26 protein-coding genes are annotated in these 23950 nt (G+C 70.4%); 14 read left to right on the top strand and 12 right to left on the bottom strand.

Annotated elements, in window-relative coordinates:
• Window positions 1–62 precede the first annotated feature (62 nt).
• Window positions 63–1061 carry a pseudouridine synthase gene (locus tag AB5L97_RS02990; protein WP_369046400.1) on the top strand — a complete coding sequence of 333 codons (999 nt, stop codon included), beginning with the start codon at window positions 63–65 and terminating at the stop codon, window positions 1059–1061.
• Between the two features lie 214 nt (window positions 1062–1275).
• Window positions 1276–1794 carry an O-acetyl-ADP-ribose deacetylase gene (locus AB5L97_RS02985; RefSeq protein ID WP_369046399.1) on the top strand — a complete coding sequence of 173 codons (519 nt, stop codon included), beginning with the start codon at window positions 1276–1278 and terminating at the stop codon, window positions 1792–1794.
• A gap of 81 nt (window positions 1795–1875) precedes the next feature.
• Here AB5L97_RS02985 and AB5L97_RS02980 read toward each other — a convergent pair whose 3' ends face one another.
• Window positions 1876–2181, bottom strand: coding sequence for a hypothetical protein (locus AB5L97_RS02980; protein ID WP_369046398.1), 306 nt, complete (start codon window positions 2179–2181; stop codon window positions 1876–1878).
• Between the two features lie 91 nt (window positions 2182–2272).
• Here AB5L97_RS02980 and AB5L97_RS02975 point away from each other — a divergent pair, with 91 nt between their 5' ends.
• The gene (locus tag AB5L97_RS02975) at window positions 2273–2878 is read left to right on the top strand and encodes a DedA family protein (protein ID WP_369046397.1); all 606 of its coding nucleotides are present in this window, start codon (window positions 2273–2275) and stop codon (window positions 2876–2878) included.
• A 37-nt stretch (window positions 2879–2915) separates the two neighbouring features.
• On the opposite strand, the gene AB5L97_RS19720 is transcribed toward AB5L97_RS02975, so the two are convergent.
• Both AB5L97_RS19720 and AB5L97_RS02970 read right to left on the bottom strand, forming a co-directional pair.
• On the bottom strand, window positions 2916–3017 hold the full coding sequence (locus tag AB5L97_RS19720; protein ID WP_423246820.1) for an MFS transporter small subunit: 102 nt from the start codon (window positions 3015–3017) through the stop codon (window positions 2916–2918).
• A 1-nt stretch (window position 3018) separates the two neighbouring features.
• Window positions 3019–4407: an OFA family MFS transporter gene (locus AB5L97_RS02970; RefSeq protein WP_307956808.1), complete on the bottom strand. Its 1389-nt coding sequence runs from the start codon at window positions 4405–4407 to the stop codon at window positions 3019–3021.
• Between the two features lie 162 nt (window positions 4408–4569).
• Between AB5L97_RS02970 and AB5L97_RS02965 the strand changes: the two genes are divergently transcribed.
• Together AB5L97_RS02965 and AB5L97_RS02960 are read left to right on the top strand one after the other, a co-directional pair.
• Window positions 4570–5217: a LysE family translocator gene (locus tag AB5L97_RS02965; RefSeq protein ID WP_307956809.1), complete on the top strand. Its 648-nt coding sequence runs from the start codon at window positions 4570–4572 to the stop codon at window positions 5215–5217.
• A 40-nt stretch (window positions 5218–5257) separates the two neighbouring features.
• Window positions 5258–6070, top strand: a complete 813-nt coding sequence (locus AB5L97_RS02960) for a DUF1684 domain-containing protein (RefSeq protein ID WP_369046396.1) — start codon at window positions 5258–5260, stop codon at window positions 6068–6070.
• A gap of 280 nt (window positions 6071–6350) precedes the next feature.
• On the opposite strand, the gene AB5L97_RS02955 is transcribed toward AB5L97_RS02960, so the two are convergent.
• The gene (locus AB5L97_RS02955) at window positions 6351–7127 is read right to left on the bottom strand and encodes a 3-hydroxyacyl-CoA dehydrogenase (protein ID WP_307956811.1); all 777 of its coding nucleotides are present in this window, start codon (window positions 7125–7127) and stop codon (window positions 6351–6353) included.
• A 98-nt stretch (window positions 7128–7225) separates the two neighbouring features.
• On the opposite strand from AB5L97_RS02955, the gene AB5L97_RS02950 reads away from it, so the two are divergent.
• The 5 genes from AB5L97_RS02950 (at window position 7226) to AB5L97_RS02930 (ending at window position 13713) form a co-directional block, all read left to right on the top strand.
• On the top strand, window positions 7226–8419 hold the full coding sequence (locus AB5L97_RS02950) for a glycoside hydrolase family 76 protein (protein WP_369046395.1): 1194 nt from the start codon (window positions 7226–7228) through the stop codon (window positions 8417–8419).
• 210 nt (window positions 8420–8629) lie between these two features.
• Entirely contained in the window at window positions 8630–9667 is a 1038-nt protein-coding gene (locus AB5L97_RS02945) for an iron ABC transporter substrate-binding protein (protein ID WP_369046394.1), read from the top strand.
• Window positions 9668–9670: 3 nt separating this feature from the next.
• Window positions 9671–11290, top strand: a complete 1620-nt coding sequence (locus AB5L97_RS02940) for an ABC transporter permease (RefSeq protein WP_307956814.1) — start codon at window positions 9671–9673, stop codon at window positions 11288–11290.
• The gene (locus AB5L97_RS02935) at window positions 11287–12435 is read left to right on the top strand and encodes an ABC transporter ATP-binding protein (protein ID WP_307956815.1); all 1149 of its coding nucleotides are present in this window, start codon (window positions 11287–11289) and stop codon (window positions 12433–12435) included. The genes AB5L97_RS02940 and AB5L97_RS02935 overlap by 4 nt, the downstream gene beginning before the upstream one ends.
• A 483-nt stretch (window positions 12436–12918) precedes the next feature.
• The gene (locus AB5L97_RS02930; RefSeq protein ID WP_369046393.1) at window positions 12919–13713 is read left to right on the top strand and encodes an MBL fold metallo-hydrolase; all 795 of its coding nucleotides are present in this window, start codon (window positions 12919–12921) and stop codon (window positions 13711–13713) included.
• A gap of 163 nt (window positions 13714–13876) precedes the next feature.
• On the opposite strand, the gene AB5L97_RS02925 is transcribed toward AB5L97_RS02930, so the two are convergent.
• The 5 genes from AB5L97_RS02925 to AB5L97_RS02905 form a co-directional block, all read right to left on the bottom strand.
• Window positions 13877–14161, bottom strand: a complete 285-nt coding sequence (locus tag AB5L97_RS02925) for an acylphosphatase (RefSeq protein ID WP_369046392.1) — start codon at window positions 14159–14161, stop codon at window positions 13877–13879.
• Window positions 14162–14311: 150 nt separating this feature from the next.
• Complete coding sequence (locus tag AB5L97_RS02920) at window positions 14312–15013, bottom strand: phosphatase PAP2 family protein (protein WP_369046391.1); 702 nt, start codon at window positions 15011–15013, stop codon at window positions 14312–14314.
• A 192-nt stretch (window positions 15014–15205) separates the two neighbouring features.
• On the bottom strand, window positions 15206–15595 hold the full coding sequence (locus tag AB5L97_RS02915) for a hypothetical protein (RefSeq protein WP_369046390.1): 390 nt from the start codon (window positions 15593–15595) through the stop codon (window positions 15206–15208).
• Between the two features lie 18 nt (window positions 15596–15613).
• Complete coding sequence (locus AB5L97_RS02910) at window positions 15614–15793, bottom strand: hypothetical protein (RefSeq protein ID WP_369046389.1); 180 nt, start codon at window positions 15791–15793, stop codon at window positions 15614–15616.
• 32 nt (window positions 15794–15825) lie between these two features.
• Window positions 15826–16419, bottom strand: coding sequence for a hypothetical protein (locus AB5L97_RS02905; RefSeq protein ID WP_369046388.1), 594 nt, complete (start codon window positions 16417–16419; stop codon window positions 15826–15828).
• 163 nt (window positions 16420–16582) lie between these two features.
• Between AB5L97_RS02905 and AB5L97_RS02900 the strand changes: the two genes are divergently transcribed.
• The gene (locus AB5L97_RS02900; protein WP_369046387.1) at window positions 16583–18574 is read left to right on the top strand and encodes a glycogen debranching N-terminal domain-containing protein; all 1992 of its coding nucleotides are present in this window, start codon (window positions 16583–16585) and stop codon (window positions 18572–18574) included.
• A 26-nt stretch (window positions 18575–18600) separates the two neighbouring features.
• Here the strand turns inward: AB5L97_RS02900 and AB5L97_RS02895 are convergent, their stop codons facing one another.
• On the bottom strand, window positions 18601–19191 hold the full coding sequence (locus AB5L97_RS02895; RefSeq protein ID WP_369046386.1) for a YdeI/OmpD-associated family protein: 591 nt from the start codon (window positions 19189–19191) through the stop codon (window positions 18601–18603).
• 64 nt (window positions 19192–19255) lie between these two features.
• Between AB5L97_RS02895 and AB5L97_RS02890 the strand changes: the two genes are divergently transcribed.
• From AB5L97_RS02890 to AB5L97_RS02880, 3 genes are all read left to right on the top strand, one after another.
• Entirely contained in the window at window positions 19256–20062 is an 807-nt protein-coding gene (locus AB5L97_RS02890; protein ID WP_369046385.1) for a VOC family protein, read from the top strand.
• Window positions 20063–20072: 10 nt separating this feature from the next.
• Window positions 20073–20612, top strand: coding sequence for an NUDIX hydrolase family protein (locus AB5L97_RS02885; protein ID WP_307956821.1), 540 nt, complete (start codon window positions 20073–20075; stop codon window positions 20610–20612).
• Between the two features lie 95 nt (window positions 20613–20707).
• The gene (locus AB5L97_RS02880) at window positions 20708–21865 is read left to right on the top strand and encodes a DUF6707 family protein (protein WP_369046384.1); all 1158 of its coding nucleotides are present in this window, start codon (window positions 20708–20710) and stop codon (window positions 21863–21865) included.
• A gap of 63 nt (window positions 21866–21928) precedes the next feature.
• Here the strand turns inward: AB5L97_RS02880 and mctP are convergent, their stop codons facing one another.
• Together mctP and AB5L97_RS02870 are read right to left on the bottom strand one after the other, a co-directional pair.
• The gene (gene mctP, locus AB5L97_RS02875; RefSeq protein ID WP_307956823.1) at window positions 21929–23590 is read right to left on the bottom strand and encodes a monocarboxylate uptake permease MctP; all 1662 of its coding nucleotides are present in this window, start codon (window positions 23588–23590) and stop codon (window positions 21929–21931) included.
• A complete protein-coding gene (locus AB5L97_RS02870; RefSeq protein WP_369046383.1) occupies window positions 23587–23931 on the bottom strand; it encodes a DUF3311 domain-containing protein in 345 nt (114 codons plus the stop codon). The genes mctP and AB5L97_RS02870 overlap by 4 nt, the downstream gene beginning before the upstream one ends.
• Between the last annotated feature and the right edge of the window lie 19 nt (window positions 23932–23950).

Below are 23950 nucleotides of genomic sequence, written 5' to 3'. Positions count from 1 at the left end.
GTCACGGACGAGGGGCTCAGCCGCGAGCCTACCTCAGGCCGCCCGGCTACCCTTGATGGGTGATGAAATCCCCCCTCCCCGTGCGCGACGGCGTCAATGCCACCCGCCTGCGCCTGCCCCCGGAGGGGCCGTGGGACACCGCCCTCGACTACATGCTGCACCGTTGGGGGCACATCGACCCGGAGGGGATCCTCGCGAGGTTCGACGGCGGCGAGATCGTCGCCGCGGACGGCTCGCCGCTGCGCCGGGACACCCCGCTCGCCGAGCACACGTTCATCTGGTACTACCGAACCCTGCCAGCCGAGGAGCGGCTGCCCGTCGAGATTACTGTGCTCTACCGCGACGAGCACGTCCTCGTCGCGGACAAGCCGCACTTCCTCCCCACGACTCCGGGCGGGACGTACATCCAGGAGTCGGCGCTTGTGCGGCTCCGCAACACCTTGGGCCTGCCGGACCTCATCCCCATGCACCGCCTCGACCGCATGACCGCGGGCGTGCTCATGTTCTCCGTGAACCCCGAGACCCGCGGGCTGTACCAGGTCCTGTTCGAGCGGCGGGCCGTGCGCAAGGAATACGAGTGCGTGTCTGCGCTGGACCCTTCGGGGCTGGCCCCTGGGCTCTCCGCTTCGGGGCGCGGTCCTGATGGCGGCGCGCACGACGCAGGGTGGGCTGTGAAGCGATTCGCCGCACCCGTCGTCGTGCGCAACCGCATGGTGAAGTCGCGCGACTACCTGCTTGCCTCAGTCGTGGACGGCGAACCGAACGCGGAAACGCGTGTGGGCCTCGAGCAGGTGGGCGGCCCCGACGAGGCGCCACGGGGGCTGTTCCGGCTCGAGCCGCACACGGGCAAGACCCACCAGCTGCGCGTGCACATGGCGGGGCTCGGGGTGGGAATCATGAACGACCCGTTCTACCCCGTGCTCCTCGACAAGGCCCCCGACGACTACTCGCGGCCGCTCCAGCTCCTGGCCCGGGCCATCAGATTCCGGGACCCGGTCTCGCGGCGGGACGTCGAGTTCCGCAGCCAGCTGACCCTGCAGGAGGCACCCGCCGCCCCCTGACGTTGCGGGGTCCCTGGCAGACCGTTGCGGGGTCCCTGGCGGGCCGTTGCGGGGTCCCTGGCGGGCCGTTGCGGGGTCCCTGGCAGACCGTTGCGGGGTCCCTGGCAGACCGTTGCGGGGTCCTTGGCAGACCGTTGCGGGGTCCCTGGCCGTGGACCGTCCGCTGGGCGTCGGGGCGATTGCTGGGTCCCGCGGCCCCGCGCACACTTGATCCATGAGGATCAGCGTCGTCGAGGGCGACATCACCGAGCGGCAAGTCGACGCGATCGTGAACGCCGCCAACTCGTCGCTGCTGGGCGGTGGGGGCGTGGATGGGGCGATCCATCGGGCCGCGGGCCCCGAGCTCCTCGAGGCCTGCCGCGAGCTGCGGCGCACGAGGCTTCCCGCCGGGCTGCCGGTGGGCGACGCCGTGGCAACCCAGGGCTTCCGCCTCCCCGCACGCTGGGTGATCCACACGGTCGGCCCCAATTGGAACGCCGGCCAGCGCGACCGCGCACTCCTGGCCTCGTGCTTCACGCAGAGCCTCGCGGTGGCCCGCGAGTTGAGGGCGGGATCGGTCGCGTTCCCCGCGATCTCGGCGGGAATCTATGGCTGGGACCGTGATGAGGTGGCCGCGACGGCGATCGAGGCCGTCCGCTCCGTGAAACCGGGGAGTGTGGAGCTCATCGAGTTCGTGCTCTTTGGCGACGCGACCGCCGCGGCGTTCACGGCCGCGCTGCACCGGGCGGGCTGAAGGCGTCCCTACAGGCACAACTCGCGCGCCCATCACCGCGGAATCGCCACGAAACAGCCCCGAGTGGTGTCTCAAGGCACGCTACACGGGAACCCAGGAGCCCCTCCGCCGCACCAGGACTTGGAGCCGGCCTGTGGCTGCGACGTCCTCAACAGCGTCCTGCATGGCGAGGGCCGCGGCACGGGCGGCGGCACGTTCATCGGCGTCGTTCTCGGCCTCGACCAGGAACCGCAGGGTGATCTGCGGTACGCCGCGGACCACATCGATCTGGTGCGCCTCGACGTGCCGCATCGACCCGAGGGCTTCGCGTGCGGCGTCCATCACGCGCTCGGGTGCGGTGCCGGGGCGAAGTCCCGTGATCTGCAGGACGGCGCGGTAGCTGGGCATGGGGCCACGGTACCGGACCCGTTGGCGCAGGGTGCGGCATGGTCCACACTGGACCGATGGGGAAGACGGTGCGGCGCAGGACCTGCCGACCATGACCGGGTGGGCGGCACTGGTCCTCGGCCTCGTCCCCATCGTCGCCGCAGATGTGTTCTTCCCCCTGGTCCCCGCCGAAGTCGCAGTGGCCACGGCCGGCGCGCTCGCCTCCGAGGGCAAAGTCGACCTCGGATCGGTCATCGCCCTTTCGGCGCTGGGTTCGTGGGTCGGCGACGTTGTCCTGTTCCTCCTCGTGAGGCACAGCCTGAGCCGGCTCGTAGACCGCTGGCGTTGGGGAGGGAAGCTGCATGCAGGCACCCGCGAGGCGCTCGAGCAGCTGGGTCGCCTCGGGGCGTTCGTCGCCATCGCTGGCACGGGGTTCCTCCCGGGCGGCCGCCTCGCCTCGACAGCCACCGCCGGAATGTCCCAAGTCTCTGGGCGCGGCTTCGTGGTGAGCGATGCCATCGGCGGCCTCGCGTGGTCCGCGTGGATGGCGGGGATCGGCTTTGTGACGAACTCGACGACGGACCTGCCGTTCTGGGCGGCGGCGCTCATCAGCGCGGGGGCCAGCTTCAGCCTGGCGTCGGCGCTCGCCACGATCCTCGCGAGGCGCCGTCGCACCAGCGCTGCGGCGGATCCCGAGCATCGCGTCATCGGCCCGTAGCCGGGCCGCGCTGGCGATGCTGTCCGCGGGATCAGCCTCAGCCGAACAGCGCCGAGACCTTCATGAGCGTCGTGATGATCCCGTAGATGAGCGGGATCCCCACGAGGATCCAGCCGAACGCAAGCTGAGCGGTCTTCATGTCAGTCCTCCAGGGTTGCGCCCGCGACGACGGGCTGCTGCGGTTCATGGAACTTCCCGTGCACCGGCCGGACCATCAGGTTGGCAATGAACCCGACGATCAGGAGGCCCACCATGATGAGCAGCGCCGGCTGGTACGCCCCAGCCGTCAGCTTCCCGGGGGTGCCCTGCGAGTCCAGCACGGCGTTGACAACGAGGGGACCCACGACGCCGGCCGCGGACCATGCTGTGAGCAGGCGGCCGTGGATGGCGCCCACCTCGAGCGTGCCGAACAGGTCGCGGAGATAGGCGGGCACCGTGGCGAAGCCGCCGCCGTAGAACGAGATGATCACGAAGGCCAGGAGGACGAACAGCGCTGTCGCCGAGGAGCCCGCGAACGCGAGGAGGAGGTAGAGGACCGTGCCAATGCCGAGGTATCCCATGTACGTCCTCTTGCGTCCCACCACATCGGAGGTAGCGGACCAGGCGAAACGCCCCGCCATGTTGCCAATGGACAGGAGCCCCACGAACCCGCCCGCCACGGAGGCTGCCACGAGAGAGTGGCCGTCCGCGAGCCGGAAGAAGTCCTGGATCATCGGAGCCGCCTGTTCGAGGATCCCGATTCCGGCCGTCACATTGCAGAAGAGGACGGTCCACAGGAGCCAGAACTGCGGCGTCCTGATCGCGTTCCTGGCCGTCACACTGGCGGTCGTCACGAGCGCGTGGGAGCGAACAGCGGCCGGATCGAAGCCCGCGGGCGCCCACCCCGGCGGTGGGACCTTGATCGTGAAGGCACCGAAGACCATGTACGCGAAGTACAGCACGGCCAACGTGAGGAACAGCTTTCCCACGGCGTCCCCGCTGGGCACGCCGCCGGGCGCCGACGACGCCGGGTCATAGGCGGTGAGCAGTGCGGTCGAGAGGGGGCTGGCGATGAGCGCGCCCCCGCCGAAGCCCATGATGGCCATGCCGGTGGCGAGGCCCGGGCGGTCGGGGAACCACTTGATGAGCGTCGAGACCGGCGAGATGTAGCCGATCCCCAGGCCGATCCCGCCGATGACGCCGTACCCGAGGTACACAAGCCACAGTTGGCGCGTGAAGATGCCCGCGGCACCGACGAGGAACCCGCCGGCCCAGAAGCACGCCGCGACGAACATTGCCTTGCGCGGGCCGTTCCGGTCCACCCACGTGCCCATGACGGCCGCCGAGAGGCCCAGCATCACAATCGCCACCGAGAAGATCACGCCGATCTCCGTGAGGGTGGCTCCGAAATGCTTCACGAGCGCGGTCTTGTACACGCTGGTCGCGTAGACCTGCCCGATGCACAGATGGACCGCGAGCGCCGCGGGAGGGATGAGCCATCGGTTGAATCCGGGGTGGGCAACACTGTGTGCCCTGTCGAGCCACGCCATGCGAGGTCCTCCTGATGTTCCGGCCGGGCCCAGCCCCGGTCGCCTCGCGCCTCAGTATTCACCCGAGAGTGACCTGCACCACTCGCATTGCGCCGAGCGGTACCGATGGTGCGACGAACGGCGCCAGAGGGTGCGCCGTCGTGCGCGTCCTATCCTTGGTGGGTGACCCTGACTGACTCCCTCCTCGGCTTCGCCGCCCTTGCCGCGCTCATCACGGTGCTGCCCGGAACGGACACTGCCCTCGTGCTGCGGTACACGATCAGCCAGGGGCGGCGTCATGCGTATACGGCAGCGCTCGGGATGATCTCGGGCGCGTTCATCTGGGGTGCGGCGGCGGCGACGGGCGTCTCGGCGCTCCTGGCCGTCTCGGAGGTCGCCTACAACATCCTGCGGATCGGCGGCGCGCTCTACATGCTGTGGCTCGCGGTGGGGCTGTGGCGGGCCTCGTTCGCCAAGCGCGACGCCGACCTGCCGCCCGGCACCCTCCCCCACCACAGCTTCGAGCCGCTCACGCGGACCTGGGCCAAGGGGCTCGTGTCCAACCTGCTCAACCCCAAGTACGGGATGTTCTGCATCGCTGTGATCCCGCAGTTCCTCGTGGCGGGGGTGCCGTCGGTGTGGATGGGCCTGCTCCTTTCCGTCGTGGCGAACATCGAGGCAGCTCTCTGGTTTGTAGTGCTCATCGCCGCGGCGCAGTTCTTCGGCAAGTGGCTCAACGGGTCCCAGTTCCGCAAGTGGATCGACCGGGTGACGGGCACGGCGCTCGGGGCCTTCGGCATCGTGGCGGTGCTCGAGACCCGGCACGCCTGACTATGGGAATACCTGGGGGCCGCATGGCATTGTGGCGGGCATGAGCACTTCCCCAGATCCGCAGCTCGCCCGCTGGCAGCGCTTCCGCGACAACCGCAACAACGCCCTCGCCGCAGAGCACGGCTGGCTCACCCTCACCTCGTTCCAGTGGCTCGAGCCGGCGCCGTCGCCGATCGAACTCGTTCCGGGGCTGTGGTCCTTCACCGAGGACGGCGGGCGCCCGACGGCGGTACTCACCGCCCGGGCCTCGGACGGGCTGGTCTTCGTGGACTCGGGCGACGCCGTGGACGGGACGTTCACGGCCGAGCTCGCGGACGAGGAGTCGCTGAACTGGGTGCAGTCCGGCACGATCGTCGTGGAGCTCGCGATGCGCGCGGACCGGTATGCGATCCGCACGCGCGATTCGGCCTCCCCCACGCTCACGGAGTTCCGCGCGGTGCCTGTGTTCGACTACGCGCCGGAGTGGGTCATCGATGCCCGCTGGGAGCCGTACCCCGAGCCGCACGACGTGCCGATCTCCACCGCGAATCCGCTCGTGGACGGCGTGCACCGGTCCGCGGGCGAGGTCGTGTTCCACCGGCACGGGCACGAGTACCGGCTCCAGGCCGAGCAGGGCACGCTCGGCGAACTGACGATCACCTTCCACGACGAGACCAACGGCCGCACCACCGACGACTGGCGCAAGGTCGAGACCCCGCGCCCGCGTCCCGACGGCACCGTGGTGCTCGACTTCAACCGGGCCATCAACTATCCGAGCGCGTTCACCCCCTACGGGACGTGCCCGATGCCGGTGCGCGGCAACTCGCTGGACCTCGCCGTCGAGGCCGGGGAAAAGACCCCCGACGCCGCCTAGCGCTGCCCCAATTGCGGGGTCACCTCCGACCGATGCGGAGTCACCCCCCACCGAAGCGGAGTCACCCCCCACCGAAGCGGAGTCACCCCCCACCGAAGCGGAGTCACCCCCCACCGAAGCGGAGTCACCCCCCACCGATGCGGAGTCACTTCCCACCCATGCGGAGTCACCTCCCACCGTTGTGGGGTCACTTCCCACCCATGCGGGGTCACCTTTCTAGAGTGGCGAATGCGCGTACTAGAGACGTGACCCCGCATCGGGACCAGCAAGCCGGCGGGGGCTACTTGGGTGCCATCCGGATAGCCCCGTCGAGGCGGATCGTCTCGCCGTTGAGCATCGCGTTGTCCACGATGTGGGCCACCAGGTTCGCGTACTCGGCGGGTCGCCCCAAGCGGGACGGGTGCGGCACCTGCTGGCCGAGGGAAGCCTGCGCGTCCGCCGGCAGACCGGCCATCATCGGCGTCTCGAAGATGCCGGGCGCAATCGTGACCACGCGGATGAGCGAGCGCGCGAGCTCCCGCGCGATCGGCAGCGTCATGGCGTGCACGGCCCCCTTGGAGGCGGCGTACGCAGGCTGGCCGATCTGGCCGTCGAACGCCGCGACGGACGCGGTGTTCACGATCACGCCCCGCTCCGGGCCCCCAAGCTCCGTCTCCACGGGCTCGGTGAGCACCATGGCCTCGGCCGCGAGCCGGATCACGTTGAACGTGCCCACGAGGTTCACGCGGATCACGCGCTCGAACTGCTCGAGCGGCAGCGCGCCGTCGCGCCCGAGGACCTTGCCCGGCGTCCCGATCCCCGCGCAGTTCACCACGACGCGGAGGGGAGCAAGCTCGCCCGCGCGCACGACGGCGGCCCGCACCTGCTCCTCATCGGTCACGTCCGCGGGGGCGAACGACGCGCGGTCCCCGAGCTCGGCCGCGAGCGCTTCGCCTGCGCTGCCGGGCAGGTCCACGAGCACGACGGCCGCCCCGTCCGCGTGCAGTCGCCGCGCCGTGGCTGCCCCGAGCCCGGAGGCCCCTCCCGTGATGAGCGCGCTTGCTCCCTGAAGCTCCATTGCCCCTCCATCGACCGAGTTAATTCGCACTAACCGAAAGCCATCCTAGCGACCACGGTAAAGCGGCGATGCAGGAGAGGGTCATTAGGCTGGCCAGCATGCAGCCATCGACCTGGGCCGAGCGCGCCCAAGCCGCAGCAGACAGCGTCAACGAGGGCTTCGGCCATCGACTCGCAGGCTTCGTCCCGGGCACCTGGATCGGCTCCATCGCCCGGCCAGCCCGCAGGATCGGCTGGCCGTGGGACCCGTGGCACTACTGGTGGCAGGCGCACTATCTGGACTGCCTCGTGGACGCGTCGTGGCGACAGCTCGGCACGGGACCCCACAACGCGATGCCAGAGACCCCTCAACGGACCGCCAGAGACCCCTCAAGCGAGGAACCACGGGAGCTGCGCCTCGCGTGGGACCTCCTGCGGGGCATCCGGGGCCGCAACTTCCTCCAGTACCGCAACGCGTTCTACGACGACATGGCATGGCTCGCCCTCGCGGCCGGCCGCGCGGACCAGCTCACCGAGCGCATCCGGCACCGCGGCCTCCGCAATGCCCGCACGGCCATGCGGGTGCTGGGTGGGCAGCTCGCCTCGGCGGACACGGCCGACGGCGGCGGCGGGCTGTACTGGAACACGAAGCGCATCTTCAAGAACACGCCCGCCACCTCCCCCGCGGCCCTGTTCTTCGCGCGCACGGGCGAGCGGGAGCGCGCCCAGGCGCTCGTCGACTGGCTCGGGGCCACCCTCTTCGACCCCGGCCAGGGCCTCTACCTCGACGGCATCAACCTCAACAACGACGGCACCACCGAGCTCATGACGGACGTCTGGACCTACAACCAGGGCCCGGTCCTCGGCGCGCTGGTGGCCCTCGGTGGTCCGGCGAACCTCGCGCGCGCCGAAGCGCTCATCGCGGCCATCGACACGCACCTCACCATTGGCTGGGAGACGCACGACGGCGCGCGGGGCCGCACGCTGCGGGGCGACGGTGCCGGTGACGGCGGGCTCTTCATGGGGATCCTCGCCCGCTACCTCACGGTGGCAGCGGTCAACCCGAGCCTCTCGACGGCGGCACGGGACACGGCGAAGCGACTCGTCCTCGACACGGCGGAGGCCCTGTGGTCGGGTGCTGAGGAGCGTCCTGCCCCCAAGGACAGGCGGCGCGGCGGGACCTACTGGACCTTCCCCCAGACACCGGGCCACGCGGCGTCGGACGAGTATCCGCCCGGAAGCCGGGTTGAGCTGTCGACGCAGCTGCAGGCGTGGATGGTCCTCGAGTTCGCGCACCAGCTCACCGGCGCCTGACCCATCACCGACCGAAACCGACCCTCATCGACGCGCCTCGGCCATTAGCACAGTCAAAGGTTGCGTAATTGATATGATTTGAATCACATTATGGAGGGAATTGGCCGTTTCTTAGGTGTGGCTAACCTACAGTCAATCGTGACGTCACCAGACGACGCACGCCGGCAGCGTCGTCGCCCATCATCCTGTGACCCATGAAAGGGACGCTCCATGAAGCTCCGCACCCGGGCCCTCGCCGCCCTCGCGATGGCCAGCGCCGCCGCCCTCAGCCTCGCCGCCTGCGGCGCCTCGACGCCGGGCACTGCCTCCGGCTCCGCGAGTGGCACCATCACGGTGTACAACGCCCAGCACGAGTCGCTCACGAAGGAGTGGATCGACGCCTTCACCAAGGAGACCGGCATCAAGGTCAACTACCGGCAGGGCGATGACACGGAGATGTCCAACCAGATCGTCCAGGAGGGCGCCAACTCGCCCGCGGACGTGTTCCTCACGGAGAACTCCCCCGCGATGACGCAGGTCGAGAACGCGGGGCTGTTCACGGACATCGACCCGGCCACGGTCGCCCAGGTCCCCGCCGAGTACCGCCCGTCGACGAACAAGTGGGTCGGCATCGCCGCCCGCTCCACGGTCTTCGCCTACAACAAGGACAAGGTCTCCCAGGACCAGCTCCCCAAGTCCCTCACGGACCTGGCGAACCCCGAGTGGAAGGGCCGCTGGGCCGCCTCGCCGTCCGGCGCGGACTTCCAGGCCATCGTCTCAGCGATGCTCCAGCTCAAGGGCGAGTCCGCCACTTCAGCTTGGCTCAAGGCCATGAAGGACAACTCGAAGGCCTACCAGGGCAACTCGACCGCCATGAAGGCCGTGAACGCAGGCGAGATCGACGGCGCCGTGATCTACCACTACTACTGGTTCGGCGACCAGGCCAAGACCGGCGAGAACTCCAAGAACGTCGGGCTGGAGTACTTCAAGAACCAGGACCCGGGCGCGTTCGTCTCGGTCTCCGGGGGCGGCGTGCTGAAGTCCTCGAAGAATCAGGCCGCGGCGCAGGAGTTCCTCAAGTTCGTCACGGGCAAGACTGGCCAGGCGGTGCTGCAGAACGGCACGTCCTTCGAATACGCCGTCGGATCCGGCGTTCCGTCCAACGGGAAACTTGTCCCGCTGACCGACCTCAATGCGCCTAAGATCGATCCCGCAACCCTCAACTCGAAGAAGGTCAACGAGCTCATGACGGCAGCAGGCCTGATCTAGACCTTGGAATCCGCCCCAGACACCGCTTCCCCCGCAGCCGGGTTCCCGGCCCAGGGCGGGACGGCCGCGCCGGCGGGCGGGAGCACGCGCCTCCGCCCGCCGCGTCCGCGCCCGCCGGCCGGAGTTGTCCTTCTCGCGTGCCTCGTCGCCGCCGCCTCGCTGATCCCGCTCGGATTCGTCGCCTACATGACGGTCACAACCGGGTGGGACACCGCCGCGGCGCTGCTCTTCCGGCCGCGCACGCTCGAGCTGCTCGGGAACACGCTCCTGCTCACGCTCATCACGGTGCCCCTGTGCATCGTGCTTGGCGTGGGGGGCGCGTGGCTCGTCGAGCGTACGTCGCTGCAGGGGAACAAGGTCTGGGCGGTGCTGCTCGCGGCACCGCTCGCGATCCCGGCGTTCGTCAACTCCTACGCATGGGTGTCCGCGGTCCCGAGCCTCCACGGGGTCTTCTCCGGAGTGCTCATCGCAACGCTCTCGTACTACCCGCTCGTGTACATCCCGGTGGCAGCCACCCTGTCACGGCTCGATCCCGCGATCGAGCAGTCCGCGGCGTCGCTCGGTCTAGGTACGTGGCGCGTGTTCTTCCGGGTCGTACTGCCGCAGCTGCGCATCGCCGTCGCGGGCGGGGCGCTGCTCGTCGCGCTGCACCTGCTCTCGGAGTACGGCGCCTTCGCGATGATCCGCTTCGACACCTTCACGACGGCGATCATGCAGCAGTACCGCTCGACCTTCAACGGCTCCGCGGGCAACATGCTCGCCTCGGTCCTGGTCACGGTGTGCCTCGTGTTCCTCGTGGTGGAGGCGTCGCTGCGGGGAAACGCCCGGTATGCGCGCATCGGCTCGGGCGCCCAGTCCCTCCCGACCCGGCTCGCGCTCGGCCCGTGGCAGGCCCCGGCCCAGCTCGTGCTCGCAGCCCTCGCGGTGCTGGCTGTGGGCGTTCCGGTGTGGATGACCGTCTCGTGGGCCGTTCGGGGCGGCCCAGACGTCTGGCGGACGGGCGAGCTGGCCGGCGCCCTCGGCTCGAGCCTGTGGTTCGGGCTCCTCGGCGCCATCGTGACCACGATCGTCGCGTTCCCCCTCGCGTTCCTGGCGGTGCGGTACCCAGGCTGGCTCTCGCGGGCGCTCGAGCTCTCCAACTACGTCACGAGCTCGATGCCGGGGATCGTCCTCGCCCTCGCGTTCGTCACGGTCTCGCTCCGGGCAATCCCCGCCGTCTACCAGACCACAGGGCTCCTCGTGGCCGCCTATGTGCTGCTGTTCCTCCCCCGCGCGCTCGTGAACCTGCGGGCCGGGCTCGCGCAGGCACCGAAGGAGCTCGAGGAGGCCGCGCGGGCCCTCGGGAAGTCGCCGTTCATGGCGTTCGTGCGCGTCACGCTGCGGCTCGCTGCCCCAGCGGCAGCGGGCGGGGCAGCGCTGACGTTCCTCGCCGTCGTCAACGAGCTCACCGCCACTCTGCTGCTCTCCCCCCTGGGCACCAAGACGCTCGCCACCGAATTCTGGTCCCTCTCGAGCGAGATCGACTACGTGAGCGCAGCACCCTACGCGCTCCTGATGATCGCTCTCTCCGCACCCATGACGTACCTGTTGTTCCAGCAGTCCAAGAAAGCAGCCGGACAGTGACCGAACAGACCCCCACTCCCCTCGGCGAGGCCCGCCTCCCGGAGCCGCGCATCGCTCCGCAGATCGCGCTGACCGCGGACCATCACCTTGACATCGAGGGTGTGACGAAGAACTTCGGCCACCAGCAGGTGCTCAAGGGCATCAACCTCTCGGTGGGGCGCGGCGCGACAACCGCGATCGTGGGCCCGAGCGGGTCCGGCAAGACGACCCTCCTGCGGCTCATCGCTGGGTTCGAGCGCCCGGACACCGGGCGGATCCTCATGGACGGGCGCGAGGTCGCCGGGGAAACGTGGGTGCCCGCCCACAAGCGGAACATCGGCTACGTGGCACAGGACGGCGCGCTGTTCCCGCACCTTTCCGTAGGGCAGAACGTAGCGTTCGGGCTGGACCGGGACAGGTTCCGCGGGCGGAAGGCCGTCACCGAACGAGTCGTGGATCTCCTGGACATGGTGGCCCTCGACGGCTCCTACCTCAAGCGCCGCCCGCACGAGCTCTCGGGCGGCCAGCAGCAGCGCATCGCCCTCGCCCGCGCGATGGCGTGCGAACCGGACGTCATGCTCCTCGACGAGCCGTTCTCCGCACTCGACGCCGGCCTCCGCGTCGCCACGCGGCGAGCGATCGGCAAGGTCCTGCATGATGCCCAGGTCACGACCATCCTCGTGACGCATGACCAGGCTGAGGCGCTCTCATTCGCCGATCAGGTGGCCGTCATGCGCGGCGGGAAGCTCGCCCAGATCGGCAACCCGTTCGTTGTTTACACACGGCCGGCCGACCGCGCCACCGCGGAGTTCCTCGGCGACGCCGTGATCCTCGACGCGTGGCTCGAGGGGTCCCTCGCGATGTGCTCGCTCGGCGCGGTCCCCGTGCGCCGGCCGCCCGCGCAGGGACGCGTGCAGATCATGCTGCGCCCCGAGCAGATCCGCATCGCCGAGGAATCGCGCATCCACGGCACCGTGCTCGACTGGGACTACTTCGGCCCCGAGTCCTCCGTGCGGATCAAGCTCCCCGAGCGCCCCGCTGACCCCCGAGTCCCCGGTGGGGGCGAGGTCATCACGATCCGCCACTGGAACGCCGCGATGGCTCGGGCTGGGATGGACCTCGCGCTCAAGGTCATCGGCGAGGGTGTCGCCTTCCCCGCCGACTGACCCCCTCGCGTCTCGTCGCTCGACGCCGGCCCAGGCCCCCGCATCCGCAGCGGACCCCCGCATCGACACCCGCCCCCGCATCCGCAGCGGACCCCCCGCATCGACACCCGCCCCCGCATCCGCAGCGGACCCCCCGCATCGACACCCGCCCCCGCATCCGCAGCGGACCCCCGCATCCGCAGCGGACCCCCGCATCCGCAGCGGACCCCCGCATCGACACCCGCCCCCCGCATCCGCAGCGGACCCCCGCATCGGCACCCGCCCCCGCATCCGCAGCGGACCCCCGCATCGGCACCCGCCCCCGCATCCGCAGCGGACCCCCGCATCGGCACCCGCCCGCCGCATCCGCAGCGGACCCCCGCATCGGCACCCGCCCGCCGCATCCGCAGCGGACCCCCGCATCGGCACCCGCCCCTCCCAACCCCCATCTCCGCCCACACCCGGGGCGAGCAGACGCCGTCGCGCCCGAGCTAGGCTGAGGCCATGGCCGACGACGTCACCCCCGCCACGCGCTGGGTCGCGAGCTCCGCTCTGACCCGCTACAGGCTCGCGCCGAACCCAGGACCGATGAGCCTCGACGGGACCAACTCGTACGTCATCGCGAGGCCGGGCTCGACATCGGTCGTCGTGGTGGACCCGGGGCCGCTCGACGACAAGCACCTCGCCGAGCTCGCAGCGACGGGGCGCGTCGAACTCGTCATCCTCACCCACCACCACGTGGACCACACAGAGGCCGCCGAGGAATTCCACCGCATGACAGGCGCACCCGTCCGCGCGCGGGACGCAGCCCTGTGCCTGAGCGCAGACCCGCTGGACGACGGAGAGCGCATCGATGCCGCGGGCGTGCGGATCGAAGTCCTCGCCACCCCCGGGCACACCGCGGACTCGGTCTCCCTGCTCCTGCCCGATGACGGCGAGCACGGCTCAGTCCTGACGGGTGACACGATCCTCGGCCGCGGGACCACGGTGCTCGCCTTCCCCGACGGCCGGCTCGGCGACTACCTCGATTCGCTGCGCCGGCTCGAGGCCCTGGGCCCGGCGACGGTCCTGCCAGCGCATGGCCCGGTACTGCCGGACCTCAGCGCCATCGCCCGAGCGTACGCGGCGCACCGCGGGGAGCGGCTGGACCAGGTGCGTGCGGCGCTCGAGCGGCTCGGCCCGGACGCGGCTGTCGCCGACGTGACCGATGCCGTGTACACGGACATCGATCCGAGCGTGCGCCGTGCCGCCGAAACCTCTGTCGCGGCGCAGCTCGACTACCTGCGCGGCTGGGCGTAGCCCGCGTCGCGTCCCGCAGGGCACAGTTCACTCAGGAAACTGGCGCGTCGCGTCCCACCGGGCACAATTCACGCAGGAAACCGGACCATACAGGCACGAACAGACCCCGAGTTGTGTCTGGCGGGACCGTCGGCGCGGCACGACGACGCAGCACGACAGCGCATCAGAACAGGCTGAACTCTGTGAACTCGCCGGTCGCGGGGACGATCGTCGCTTGGACGCTGTCAACCCGACCGGGCGTCCCGCCTGAACGCAGCCAGGCAAGCATCGATTCAACATCCGCACGCGATCCCTCGGCGATGACCTCGACAGTGCCGTCGGGCATGTTCCCGGCAGAGCCCACGAGGGCACGCTTCTCGGCCTCCGCAAGCGTCCAGTAGCGGAAGCCGACCCCCTGCACCATTCCTGTGACTCTCGCCCGCAGCCGTGCCGCGGGGGCATCGGGCAAGGCGCCACTTCCGGACGCGTCGGCGTCAGACGGAGGGGCGGCCCCACGCGGCCCGCCAGCCCTACGCGACCCGTCGGGGTCAGACGGAGGGGCGGCCCCACGCGGCCCGGCGTCTCCGTGCGTCCGGTGGCGGCGGAAGATCGGCATGCCTCAAGTGTCCGCCGAGGCCCTGGGGTGCGCCACGTCCGCGGCTGCCGTGTCCGAGCCGAGCCGCGAATGCGAGTCGATCCACACGGCCCCAGCGAGCACGATCGCGCTGAGAGCCCCGGACGCGACGATGTCCGTCAGCCAATGCCGGCCGAGGTAGAGGTCGCTCGCGGCAACCGCCATGACGAGCACTCCCGCAACGAGCACGCCCACCACGAGCCCCCGCGGGCTCTCGCGCCGCGAGTAGGCGAGGTAGAGCGCCACGAACAGCAGCGTGAGTACTACCGAGGTATGGACCGAGGGGAACGCCGGACCGCCCGTCCCGCCCACGGCGTCGAACCACGCCGGCGGCCGTTCACGCTCCACCCAGTAACGGACAGCGGTGACGAGAGCCAGGTCAACGAGCGGGGCACCGAGCAGGAGCGCCGGGCGCCTCAGCTCCCGTCCCACCACCGCCCACACGGCCGCAACGATCCCGGCCACGGCGAGCGTGGCCACGGGCCCCGACCCCGCGTGCAGGGCCTGTGCCCACGCGGTGGCCGCGGGACCCCGGTGTGCAGCGAGCCCCTTCAGGACCGGCCAGTCGAGGTCTGCCAGCCCCCAGTCGCCGGCCACGGACTCGAGGAGCCACCCGAACACGACAACGCCCACCGTGGCCAGCACGGCGGCAGCCGCACGGCGGGTGGACGCGGTGACGTGGAGCATCCTCTAAGTTTCGCGCAGGCACGTTGGAGCGTCCCGTGAGAATCCTCTGCACTCGCTGGGAACCGCCTCCCAGATCCCCTCCCACCGCCGCCCGGCCAAGCACGCAGACAGGAAATCCCGGCCCCTGTTGCCTCACGTCAATACCTCCGCGAAGCCCGGTTCGTTGCCTCATCTGGAAAGCTCCGCGGAGGGCTAGTTCGTTGCCTCGCGTGGATTCCTCCGGTTCAGTCCGGCGTTCCAGGAGTGGTTGATGGCTTGGAGCCGGGGCGCGGGCTTGGCCTGGGCAAGGACCTCGAGCTCGGCGGTGAGAGCGAGGATCTGGCGTGAGTGCGCGGCGGGCCGGAGGCGTTTGAAGGCGGCGTTCATCGTGATGACCGGCCGCTTCCTGACCGCCGGGTGCGCGGCGGTGCGCTGGTGCGGTGTGCGGGCCTCGTCGTGCTTCTTGACCACCTTTGCGCCGATGCGCTGCTTCTCGTGGAGCTTCTGCTGTGGCAGGAGGTAGTTGGCGAACACCGCGTCGAGTTCCCAGATCTCGTTGAGCTTGGCCAGTTCCGCCGCGGTGTCGTAGCGGTAGTAGCCCACGAGCTCGCGGACCTGGGACTAGTTCTTCTGCTCCACGTAGGCCCCGTCGTTCTTGTTCCCGGACCGGGAGCGGGTGAAGGTGATCCGGCGCTGCTCGCACCAGGCCAACAGGGCCTTGTTGATGAACTCGGATCCGTTGTCCGAGTCGATCCCCAGCACGGGAAACGGGACAAGCCCACTGCGTGCTCGATCCAGCACCCACTTGTGGGCCTTGTTCCTCACCGACCGGTTCACCGTCCATCCGGTGGCGACATCCGTGACGGTGAGCGTGAAGCAGAACTCCCCGGCGCCTTTCCGCCCTCGTGCCCGACGAGGTCGATCTCCACGAACCCGGGCGTGCCCTCGTCCCAGTCCGCCCACGTCCGCACCGGGATCTGGGACTTCAGCAGTGATCCGGGCTTGGTATGGCACCGGCCCCGCAGCACCATCCGCGACCGCGCCGCAGCGAGGCGGCGGTCGATCGTGGCCGCGCTCATTCGGCACAGCAGCGCCGCCTCCTCCTCGCTCAGCTCCAGTTCCCCGTCCCGGCGCAGCATCGGCACAAGGGTCGGGAGTATGGGCGCGAGGCGCTGGCCGGCCGGGCCACGAAGCACTGCCCAACATGTCTCCAGCGCGGCGATGACCCGCGGCCCGGACAGCGGCGCGCGCGGCTCGCAGCGGCGGACCTCGCGCAGCGCCAGCGCCTCCCGCAGCGCCGCCCGTGCATAATCCCGGTGCCATCCGGTCAGATCGACCAGCTCATCCAGGATCCGGCCCTTCCCCGCCCGGGACGCGTCCCGATAGGCGAGGGCCTTCTTCTTCGTCACTGCCTGCCGCTGGGACATCGTCAGCTCCATGGAAACGGCATAGCCACTGGCCGATCACCCCTGTGGGAACCACGCCGCCACGCGGAGGTTTCAAGATGAGGCAACGACCCCGGCCACGCGGAGGTCTTCCGTGAGTCAACTCGGCCTATCGGATCCGGGCACCCGGCGGTACCGTGGCGGCATGGACGAGCCCCTCAAGCCTTCCCAGCCCCTCCAGCCCTCCCTCCACCGCCAGCACGTGGCCGTCGCCGCGCCGTCGCAGCTCTGGCTCGGCGGCGACGGGCGCCTCGCGCCGGACCCTGTAGGGCTCACGGGCGTCTTCCACGCAGACACCCGCCTCCTCGACCGGGCGCTCGTGACCGTGGACGGTGCCGAGCCCGAATCCGTGGGCGTATCCGTGCGGGGCGGCCGGATCATGGTGGACGGACTCGCGCGCAACATCGCGGGCGAGACGCTAGACCCAGCCGTCCGGGTGGTCCAGACCTGGAATACCGAACCCGGCACCGTGCGGCACCGGATCGAGCTGACCACTTCCCTCCCCCGCGTTGACTGCACGTTGGCCGTGCATCTGAGCGCGGACTTCGCCACGATGGACGCCGTGCGGGTGGGCCGCCGCACCGACCGTGTGGAGCCCGAGCACCATCCCGTCGATGGCGCGCACGACGCCGCGCGGCTCGTCTGGGCGGCGGACGGAAGGTCCGTCGTGGTCACCGCCGCGACGCCCGGGGCGCGTATCGTGACCGCGATCGAGCGGGATGAGGACGACACGGACGGGTTCCCGTCCGGCCACCCCTCCCTCGTCTGGTCCGCGACGCTGGGCCGCGGGGAGCCGTTCCGTGCGGAGTGGACGGCCGCTCTCGAGGACGCGGGCGCGATCGTGCGTGCGGCCCAAGACCACGATGCGGCGGGTCAGGCGAACGACGAGGCACCGCGGGGCGCCGTCGGCGGCCTGCTCGCCACCTCGCTCACCCAACTTGCGGGACTCCGGCTCGTGTCGGACCGCGCACCCGATGCGCCCTTCCTCGCAGCGGGTGCACCGTGGTATTTCACGCTCTTCGGGCGCGACTCCCTGTGGGCTGCTCGGCTCATGCTGCCGCGGGACTCAGCGCTCGCTGCCGGGACGCTGCGGGCGCTGGCGGCGTACCAGGGGAAGCAGCGCGACGTGGACTCCGCCGAAGAGCAGGGGAAGATCCCGCACGAGATCAGGGCCCGCGAGCTCGTCGTCAGCCATGGGCCGGGCGGCGACCAGCTGCGGCTCCCGCCTGTGTACTACGGCACCGTCGATGCGACGGCCCTGTGGCTGTGCCTGCTCGGCGAGCTCTGGCGCACAGGCCGGGCGCCGGACGCGGTGCGGGCCCTCCTGCCGGCCGCGCAGCGCGCAGCGGACTGGCTCCTCGGCGCGGCCACGGGTCCGCGCGGCTTCCTCGCGTACCGCGACGAGTCCGGCCATGGGCTCAGCAATCAGGGCTGGAAGGACTCGGCGGACGCGATGCAGTTCCTCGACGGGAGGCGAGCCGACGGGCCGATCGCGCTCGCGGAAGTCCAGGGGTACGCCTACCAGGCTGCGCTCGAGGCTGCAGACCTGTTCGACGAGCTGCGCCAGCCCGGCGGCGGACAGGGCCTTCGGGAGCAGTCCTCTGCCCTGCGGCAGTTCGCGGCCGACCTGCGGGAGCGCTTCCGCGAGGGGTTCTGGGTGGACGACGCCGAGGGGAAGTTCCCGGCGATGGCGCTCGACGGCGGCGGCACTCCCCTCGATGCGCCCGGCTCCAATATGGGCCATCTGCTGGGCACCGGGCTGCTCGACGCCGATGAGGCCAGGATCGTCGTCGACCGGCTCGTCGGGCCCGAACTCTTCAGCGGCTTCGGGATCCGGACCCTCACCACGGCCGCCGCGGGCTACTGGCCCCTGAGCTACCACTGCGGGTCGGTGTGGTCGCACGACACGGCCATCGCGGTACGGGGCATGCTTGCGGACGGGTTCCGGAGCGAGGCGTCCCACGTGGCGCGGGCCCTCGTTCGGGCAGCGGAGTCCTTCGGCGGATCGCTGCCGGAGCTGTTCTCGGGGATCGGGTCCGACGAGTCCGATCGGGCCCTCGCGTACCCGGCGGCGTGCCGGCCGCAGGCGTGGAGCGCGGCGTCGGCCGTCGTCGTGGCCCAGGCGCTCGTCTCCTGACCCTCAACCCCGGGGCGGGTGTCCGGTCAGGGCCTCCGCTTCTGCGGGTAGATGGTCTCGTGCCGGGCGAGCATGTCGACGTACTCGGCGATCTTGCGCGCCCGCGTCTCGGGCTTCTTGACCGACGTGGTCCGGTAGATGAGGGCAAAGCGATTCGTCGACGTGAGGACATCGAACATCGCCTGCGCCTCCGGCACGGCCGCGATCGCGGCGGCCAGGTCCGCGGGCGTCTCCGCGGCGGCGGCGCCCGCGTACGCGAGCTCCCACCGCCCGTCGGACCTGGCTGCGTCGACGGCGGCGCGCCCGGCCGGCGTCATGCGCCCCTCCGCTTCGAGGCGCCCTACGCGGTCCACATTGGACTGGGACCACCTGCTCGTCCGCGAGCGGGGCGTGAAGCGGATCGCGGAGCTCTCGGCGTCTCGGGCGCGCAGCTGCCCGTCGATCCAGCCGAAGCACAGCGCCTCGAGCACGGCCGGCTCGTACTGCAGCCCGGTCACCGTGCCGCCCTTCTTGTGCAGCACGAGCCATACACCGCGACTCTCGGCGTGGTTCTCGGCGAGCCAGCTGCGCCATTCCGCGGCGTCGGCGACCAGGAGTTCGGGGAGCTCGGGAGCCATGCACCCAAGCCTTCCCCGCGCAGCCCCGCACGCGCAACCATGGAGCCACACCGAAAGGAGAGCCATGCTCCGCGTTCTTCCCACCCGCTACACATCGGCCCTGCCGGACCTGCGCCGGCTCCTGCTGGACCTCGGGCTCGTGCCCGCGGAGGAGGGAGAGGGGTGGGCCGTCCTCGACTCGCGCAGTGGGCGCGTGCGCCTCCGGTCGGCCGAGAAGGGCACGGCCCGGGATGGGACCACGGTGTTCGGTGTCGAGATCCGCGACCCGGCGGAGTTCGCGCGCCGCACCGCGCAGGACGGCGGCCAGGCAGCCCTCGAGGAGACCCCAGCCGGCGCTCGGGTCAGGATCACTGGGCCAGACGGCTTCGAGTTCCTCGCAGAGCCAACGGCGCACGCCGGCCGGTACACCGATGCCGACCCGGACCTGACGGTTCGGCTCGAATGGCACACCCCGGACCTCGAACGCGCGGCGGCCGCGCTCGCCGCAATCGGCGGCCGACCGCGGCCCCAGAACATGCTGGGACCCGGCGAGTCGCGGGAGTTCACCGCGAAGAACGGAGGGGTGCTCGCCGCAGTCCGCGACGCCGCGACCTCGGTGAGCCTCGCCTTCGAGTACGCCGGCCCGGCGAAGGAGCTCCAGCCCCGCCTCGCCCTGGCCGGATGGCGCATGGACACGGAGGCTGGGCGTACCCGAGATGCCGAATCCGCAGCGAGATCCGTACCCGAAACGGAGATGGGGCGGGAGGAGCAGGAGGCGAGCCTCTCCCCCGGGCGATCCGGCGGCGTCGTGCGCGTCACAGTACCCTTGCCGGACGGGAGCGCCGTCACGATCCTGACCACGGGCGGCCCAGAGCGGGCCCGGATGCGGTAGAACAGTAAGCATGGCAGTTCGAACCCCCGACCCGTATCCCGGCTGGCTCTCCCCGGAGGACCTCTACGAGGCGCGGAACCGGCTGCCCATGCTCTACGTCGAAGCGCTGCCCGTGCGCCTCGATCCGCTCGGCTACGTCAACGAGGTCGGGCTCCTGCTGCAGGCCGATACTGAGGGCAACATGATGCGCAGCCTCGTCTCGGGGCGGGTCCTGTACAAGGAGACGATCCGCGCTGCCCTCCTGCGCCACATCGAGAAGGACCTCGGCCCGCTCGCGCTGCCGCAGCTGCCGGTCAGCCCGGTACCGTTCACCGTCGTCGAGTACTTCCCGTCGCCGTCGCAGACGGGCTTCACGGACGAGCGTCAGCACGCCGTCTCCCTCGCCTACGTGATCCCCGTGGCCGGCGAGTGCCAGCCACGCCAGGACGCGCTCGAGCTCACCTGGATGTCGCCCGCGGAGGTCCTCGGCGGGCCCGTCCAGATGGAGTTTGTGGGGGGCCGCGGTGAGCTCGTGCGGCAGGCGCTCGCGTTCGCCGGCATCGCCGGTTAGCGGCCCCGTCCGGGTCCGGTACCGCGCGCCTGACCCCGACCGTTACCAATTGTTTATAAGGTAGTCGGGACCGAAGCCACCACGGAGGACCCCAGATGCACGACAGCTCGGGGCCGCACGAGCGGCCCGGAACCCATGAGTTCCACGAGATCGACGCCCACGAGCTCAGGGCGGGACAGCGCCTTCTCCTGCCCGACGGCGAGGACAGCGCCGAGATCGTCGAGGTGGACACCGTGTTGGACGACTTCGAACAACCGGCCCTGTACTTCGCCGTCCTCGACAACGACATGAACCTTCGGGTCGCGCACGGGACGCGCGTCAAGGTCAGCCGCGGCAAAGCTGCCCGCCCGGCGGACCTGCTCTTCTCCGGGCCGCCCGCTTCCGCTCGTGGAGACGCGGACGACGGCGCGTCCGCCGGTGCCGCTGCTGCCTCGCCGGGCACCGGCTCGGGCCCAGGACCCGGCGCGACCCCCGCACCCGGCGTCCCGACCCAGCCTAATGCGGACCCGGCACCCAAGGATCCTGTCGCCGTTCCCCGGGCCCCGCGCCGCGGCCCGTCTGAGATCACTCTGGACACGGGCGACGTCGTGATTGTCCCCGGCACCGCCCCAGCCGGGCTCAGCGGGCCCAGCCCGGACCTCCTCACCCGTATCCCGGCACAGGACGGCGAGCCCGAAGACCTCATCCGCGACATCGACCAGGCCCATCCGGGCAGACAAGCGGTCAACGAGCTCGCCGGGCGGCTCGCGAGGGGCATCAACGTCAAGTCGGGCGCGTGCCTCAAGAACCTCCGCGACCTCGCCTTCGAGCTGTACGTGGGCCAGGACGACGCCGACCGGGCGCTCAAGGTCGCCGATCTGCTGGCCGTCCTGCCGTACGACGGGAACCCAGCGCGTTGGGCGTCGATCGAGTCGGCCCTCGGGCTCGCGTCGCATCTGGCCCGCGCCACCGGCGACGACGGACGGGCCGAGGCCTACGGCGGGCTCTTGCGCGCGCCGGACACCGCCGAGACGGATCCCTTCCGCGCCAAGATGGCGGAGCGGGTGCGTGAGCGGGCCCTCAATGAGCCCAATCTGTACGACAGCGAAGTGGACCGGGCCGTCGCGTCCAAGGACCACGCAGAGGAGCGCGCGTGGCGCATCCTCCGGCTCTCGAGCCTCCTCCACCTACGTGCGCATGGCGGCTCGAGGGCGTTCGCCCAGGACGAGCTCGACCGCCGCATCGAGGTGGAGCTCGGCGCCATCCGCGCGTGATCCCCACGTGGCGCCGACGACGCCGGGGGCCGACCAGCTCGGCCTGCCCCCGGCGTCGTGCTTCTAGGCGACGGGCCCCGTCGGCCCGGCCGTGGCCTCGATCTGGCGGACCTTGGGGTCCGTCTCGTCGGCGCCGAAATCGGACGGCCGGGTCGCGTCGACGCCCTGCGGCACCTTGAGCGCCCGGAAGACGAGCGTCAGGACCAATGCGACGATGAGGTTCAGCGCGAACGCCGTCACGGCGATGTAGACGCTGAAGCTCGTCCCCGGAATGGCCGCAACGGACCCGCCGAAGTGGGCGCCAGTGGCCGGATTGACCACGTTGTACGCAGAGAGCGTTCCGAACGCGATGCCCACGGCCCACCCGATGAGGAGCGCCCAGCGGTCGAACCACCGCGTGTACAGGCCCGCGACCACCGCGGGGAACGTCTGGAGGATCCAGATGCCGCCCAGGAGCTGCATGTTGATCGCTGCGGACTGGTCCATCGCAATGACGAAGACAAGCGCCCCGACCTTGACCACGAGCGAGACGATCTTGGAGATGTTCGCCTCAGTCTTGGGATCGGCGTCGGGTTTGAAGAAATCGCGATAGATGTTGCGTGTGAACAGGTTCGCCGCGGCGATCGACATGATGGCTGCCGGCACGAGCGCGCCGATCGCGATGGCCGCGAGCGCGATCCCTGCGAACCACGAGGGGAAATGGTCCAGGAACAGCTGCGGCACCACGAGCTGCGGGTTGGTCTTGCCATCGAGGTCGATCGGCTTGGTCCCGGCCTTGATGGCCACGAAGCCGAGGAGCGCGAGGAACCCGAGCATGAGCGAGTACAGCGGCAGGATCGCGGCGTTGCGGCGGATCGTGTTGCGGGCCTTCGATGCGAGCACGCCCGTGACCGAGTGCGGGTACATGAACAGCGCCATCGCAGAGCCCAGTGCGAGGGTCCAGTAGGCCGAGTAATTGCCTTCGGACGGGATGAAGACGCCGGCCGGCTTGCCCGTGGCCTGGCTGACCGTGCCGAGCTTGGTCTGCGCGGCGCCGAAGATCGAGTCCCAGCCTCCGAACTTGATCGGCAGATAGATCACGGCCACGATCACCGCGAGGTAGATCAGCAGGTCCTTGACCACGGCGATCATCGCCGGAGCCCGCAGGCCAGACGTGTACGTGTACGCGGCGAGGACCACGAACGCGATGATGAGCGGCAGGTCGGTGAGGAAGGCGTTGTCGGGGCTGCCGAGGCCGAGCACCGTCAGGACGGCCTTGATGCCCACGAGCTGGAGGGCGATGTACGGCATGGTCGCCACGATGCCCGTCACGGCGACGGCGAGGGAGAGCCAGCGGCTCCCGTAGCGCCCGCCCACGAAGTCCGCGCTCGTCACGTACCCGTGCCGGTGGGAGACCGACCAGAGCCTGCTCATGATGATGAAGATGATCGGGTACAGGACGATCGTGTACGGCACGGCGAAGAAGCCGCTCACGGATCCCGTGGCCCACATCGCAGCGGGAACGGCCACGAACGTGTACGCCGTGTAGAGGTCGCCGCCGAGCAGGAACCACGTGATCCACGTCCCGAAGCCGCGGCCGCCGAGGCCCCACTCGTCGAGGCTGTGAAGGCCCGTCTCCTCCTTGGACCGGCGCCAGCGCGCGGCCATGAAGCCCATGACGGCCACGATCAGGAACAGCAGGATCACGACGATGAGCGCGACCCAGTCGATCGGACGGCTGCTCATCGCGCGTCACCTGCCGTCCCGTCGGCTCCGCCGGACGACGTCGGCCTGCCGCCGCCCGCTCCCGGCGAGCCAGGTCGGGCTGCTGAGCGCCGTCGTCGGTCCTCAGCAGTCACGAGCCAGTAGGCGCCCCCGCTCAGCGCCGCGGATATCGGCACCCAGAGCAGCTGGTACCAGTAGAAGAACGGCAGGCCGCCCAAGCGCGGCTTGTCGAACGAATACAGCTGCGGCATGAGCGGGAGCACGATGGCGGCCGCTAGCAGGATGGCCGCGATGACGTACGGCGCGGGCCGAGCGGGCCCGCGGGTGGGTGTGTCCCGTGTGGGCGCGTTGAGATCGGACAAGGAATCCTCCTGATCGTCC

The sequence above is a fragment of the Sinomonas sp. P10A9 genome, assembly GCF_041022165.1.
Taxonomy (GTDB): Bacteria; Actinomycetota; Actinomycetes; order Actinomycetales; family Micrococcaceae; genus Sinomonas; species Sinomonas puerhi.
This window is presented reverse-complemented; position numbering and strand designations above follow the sequence as displayed.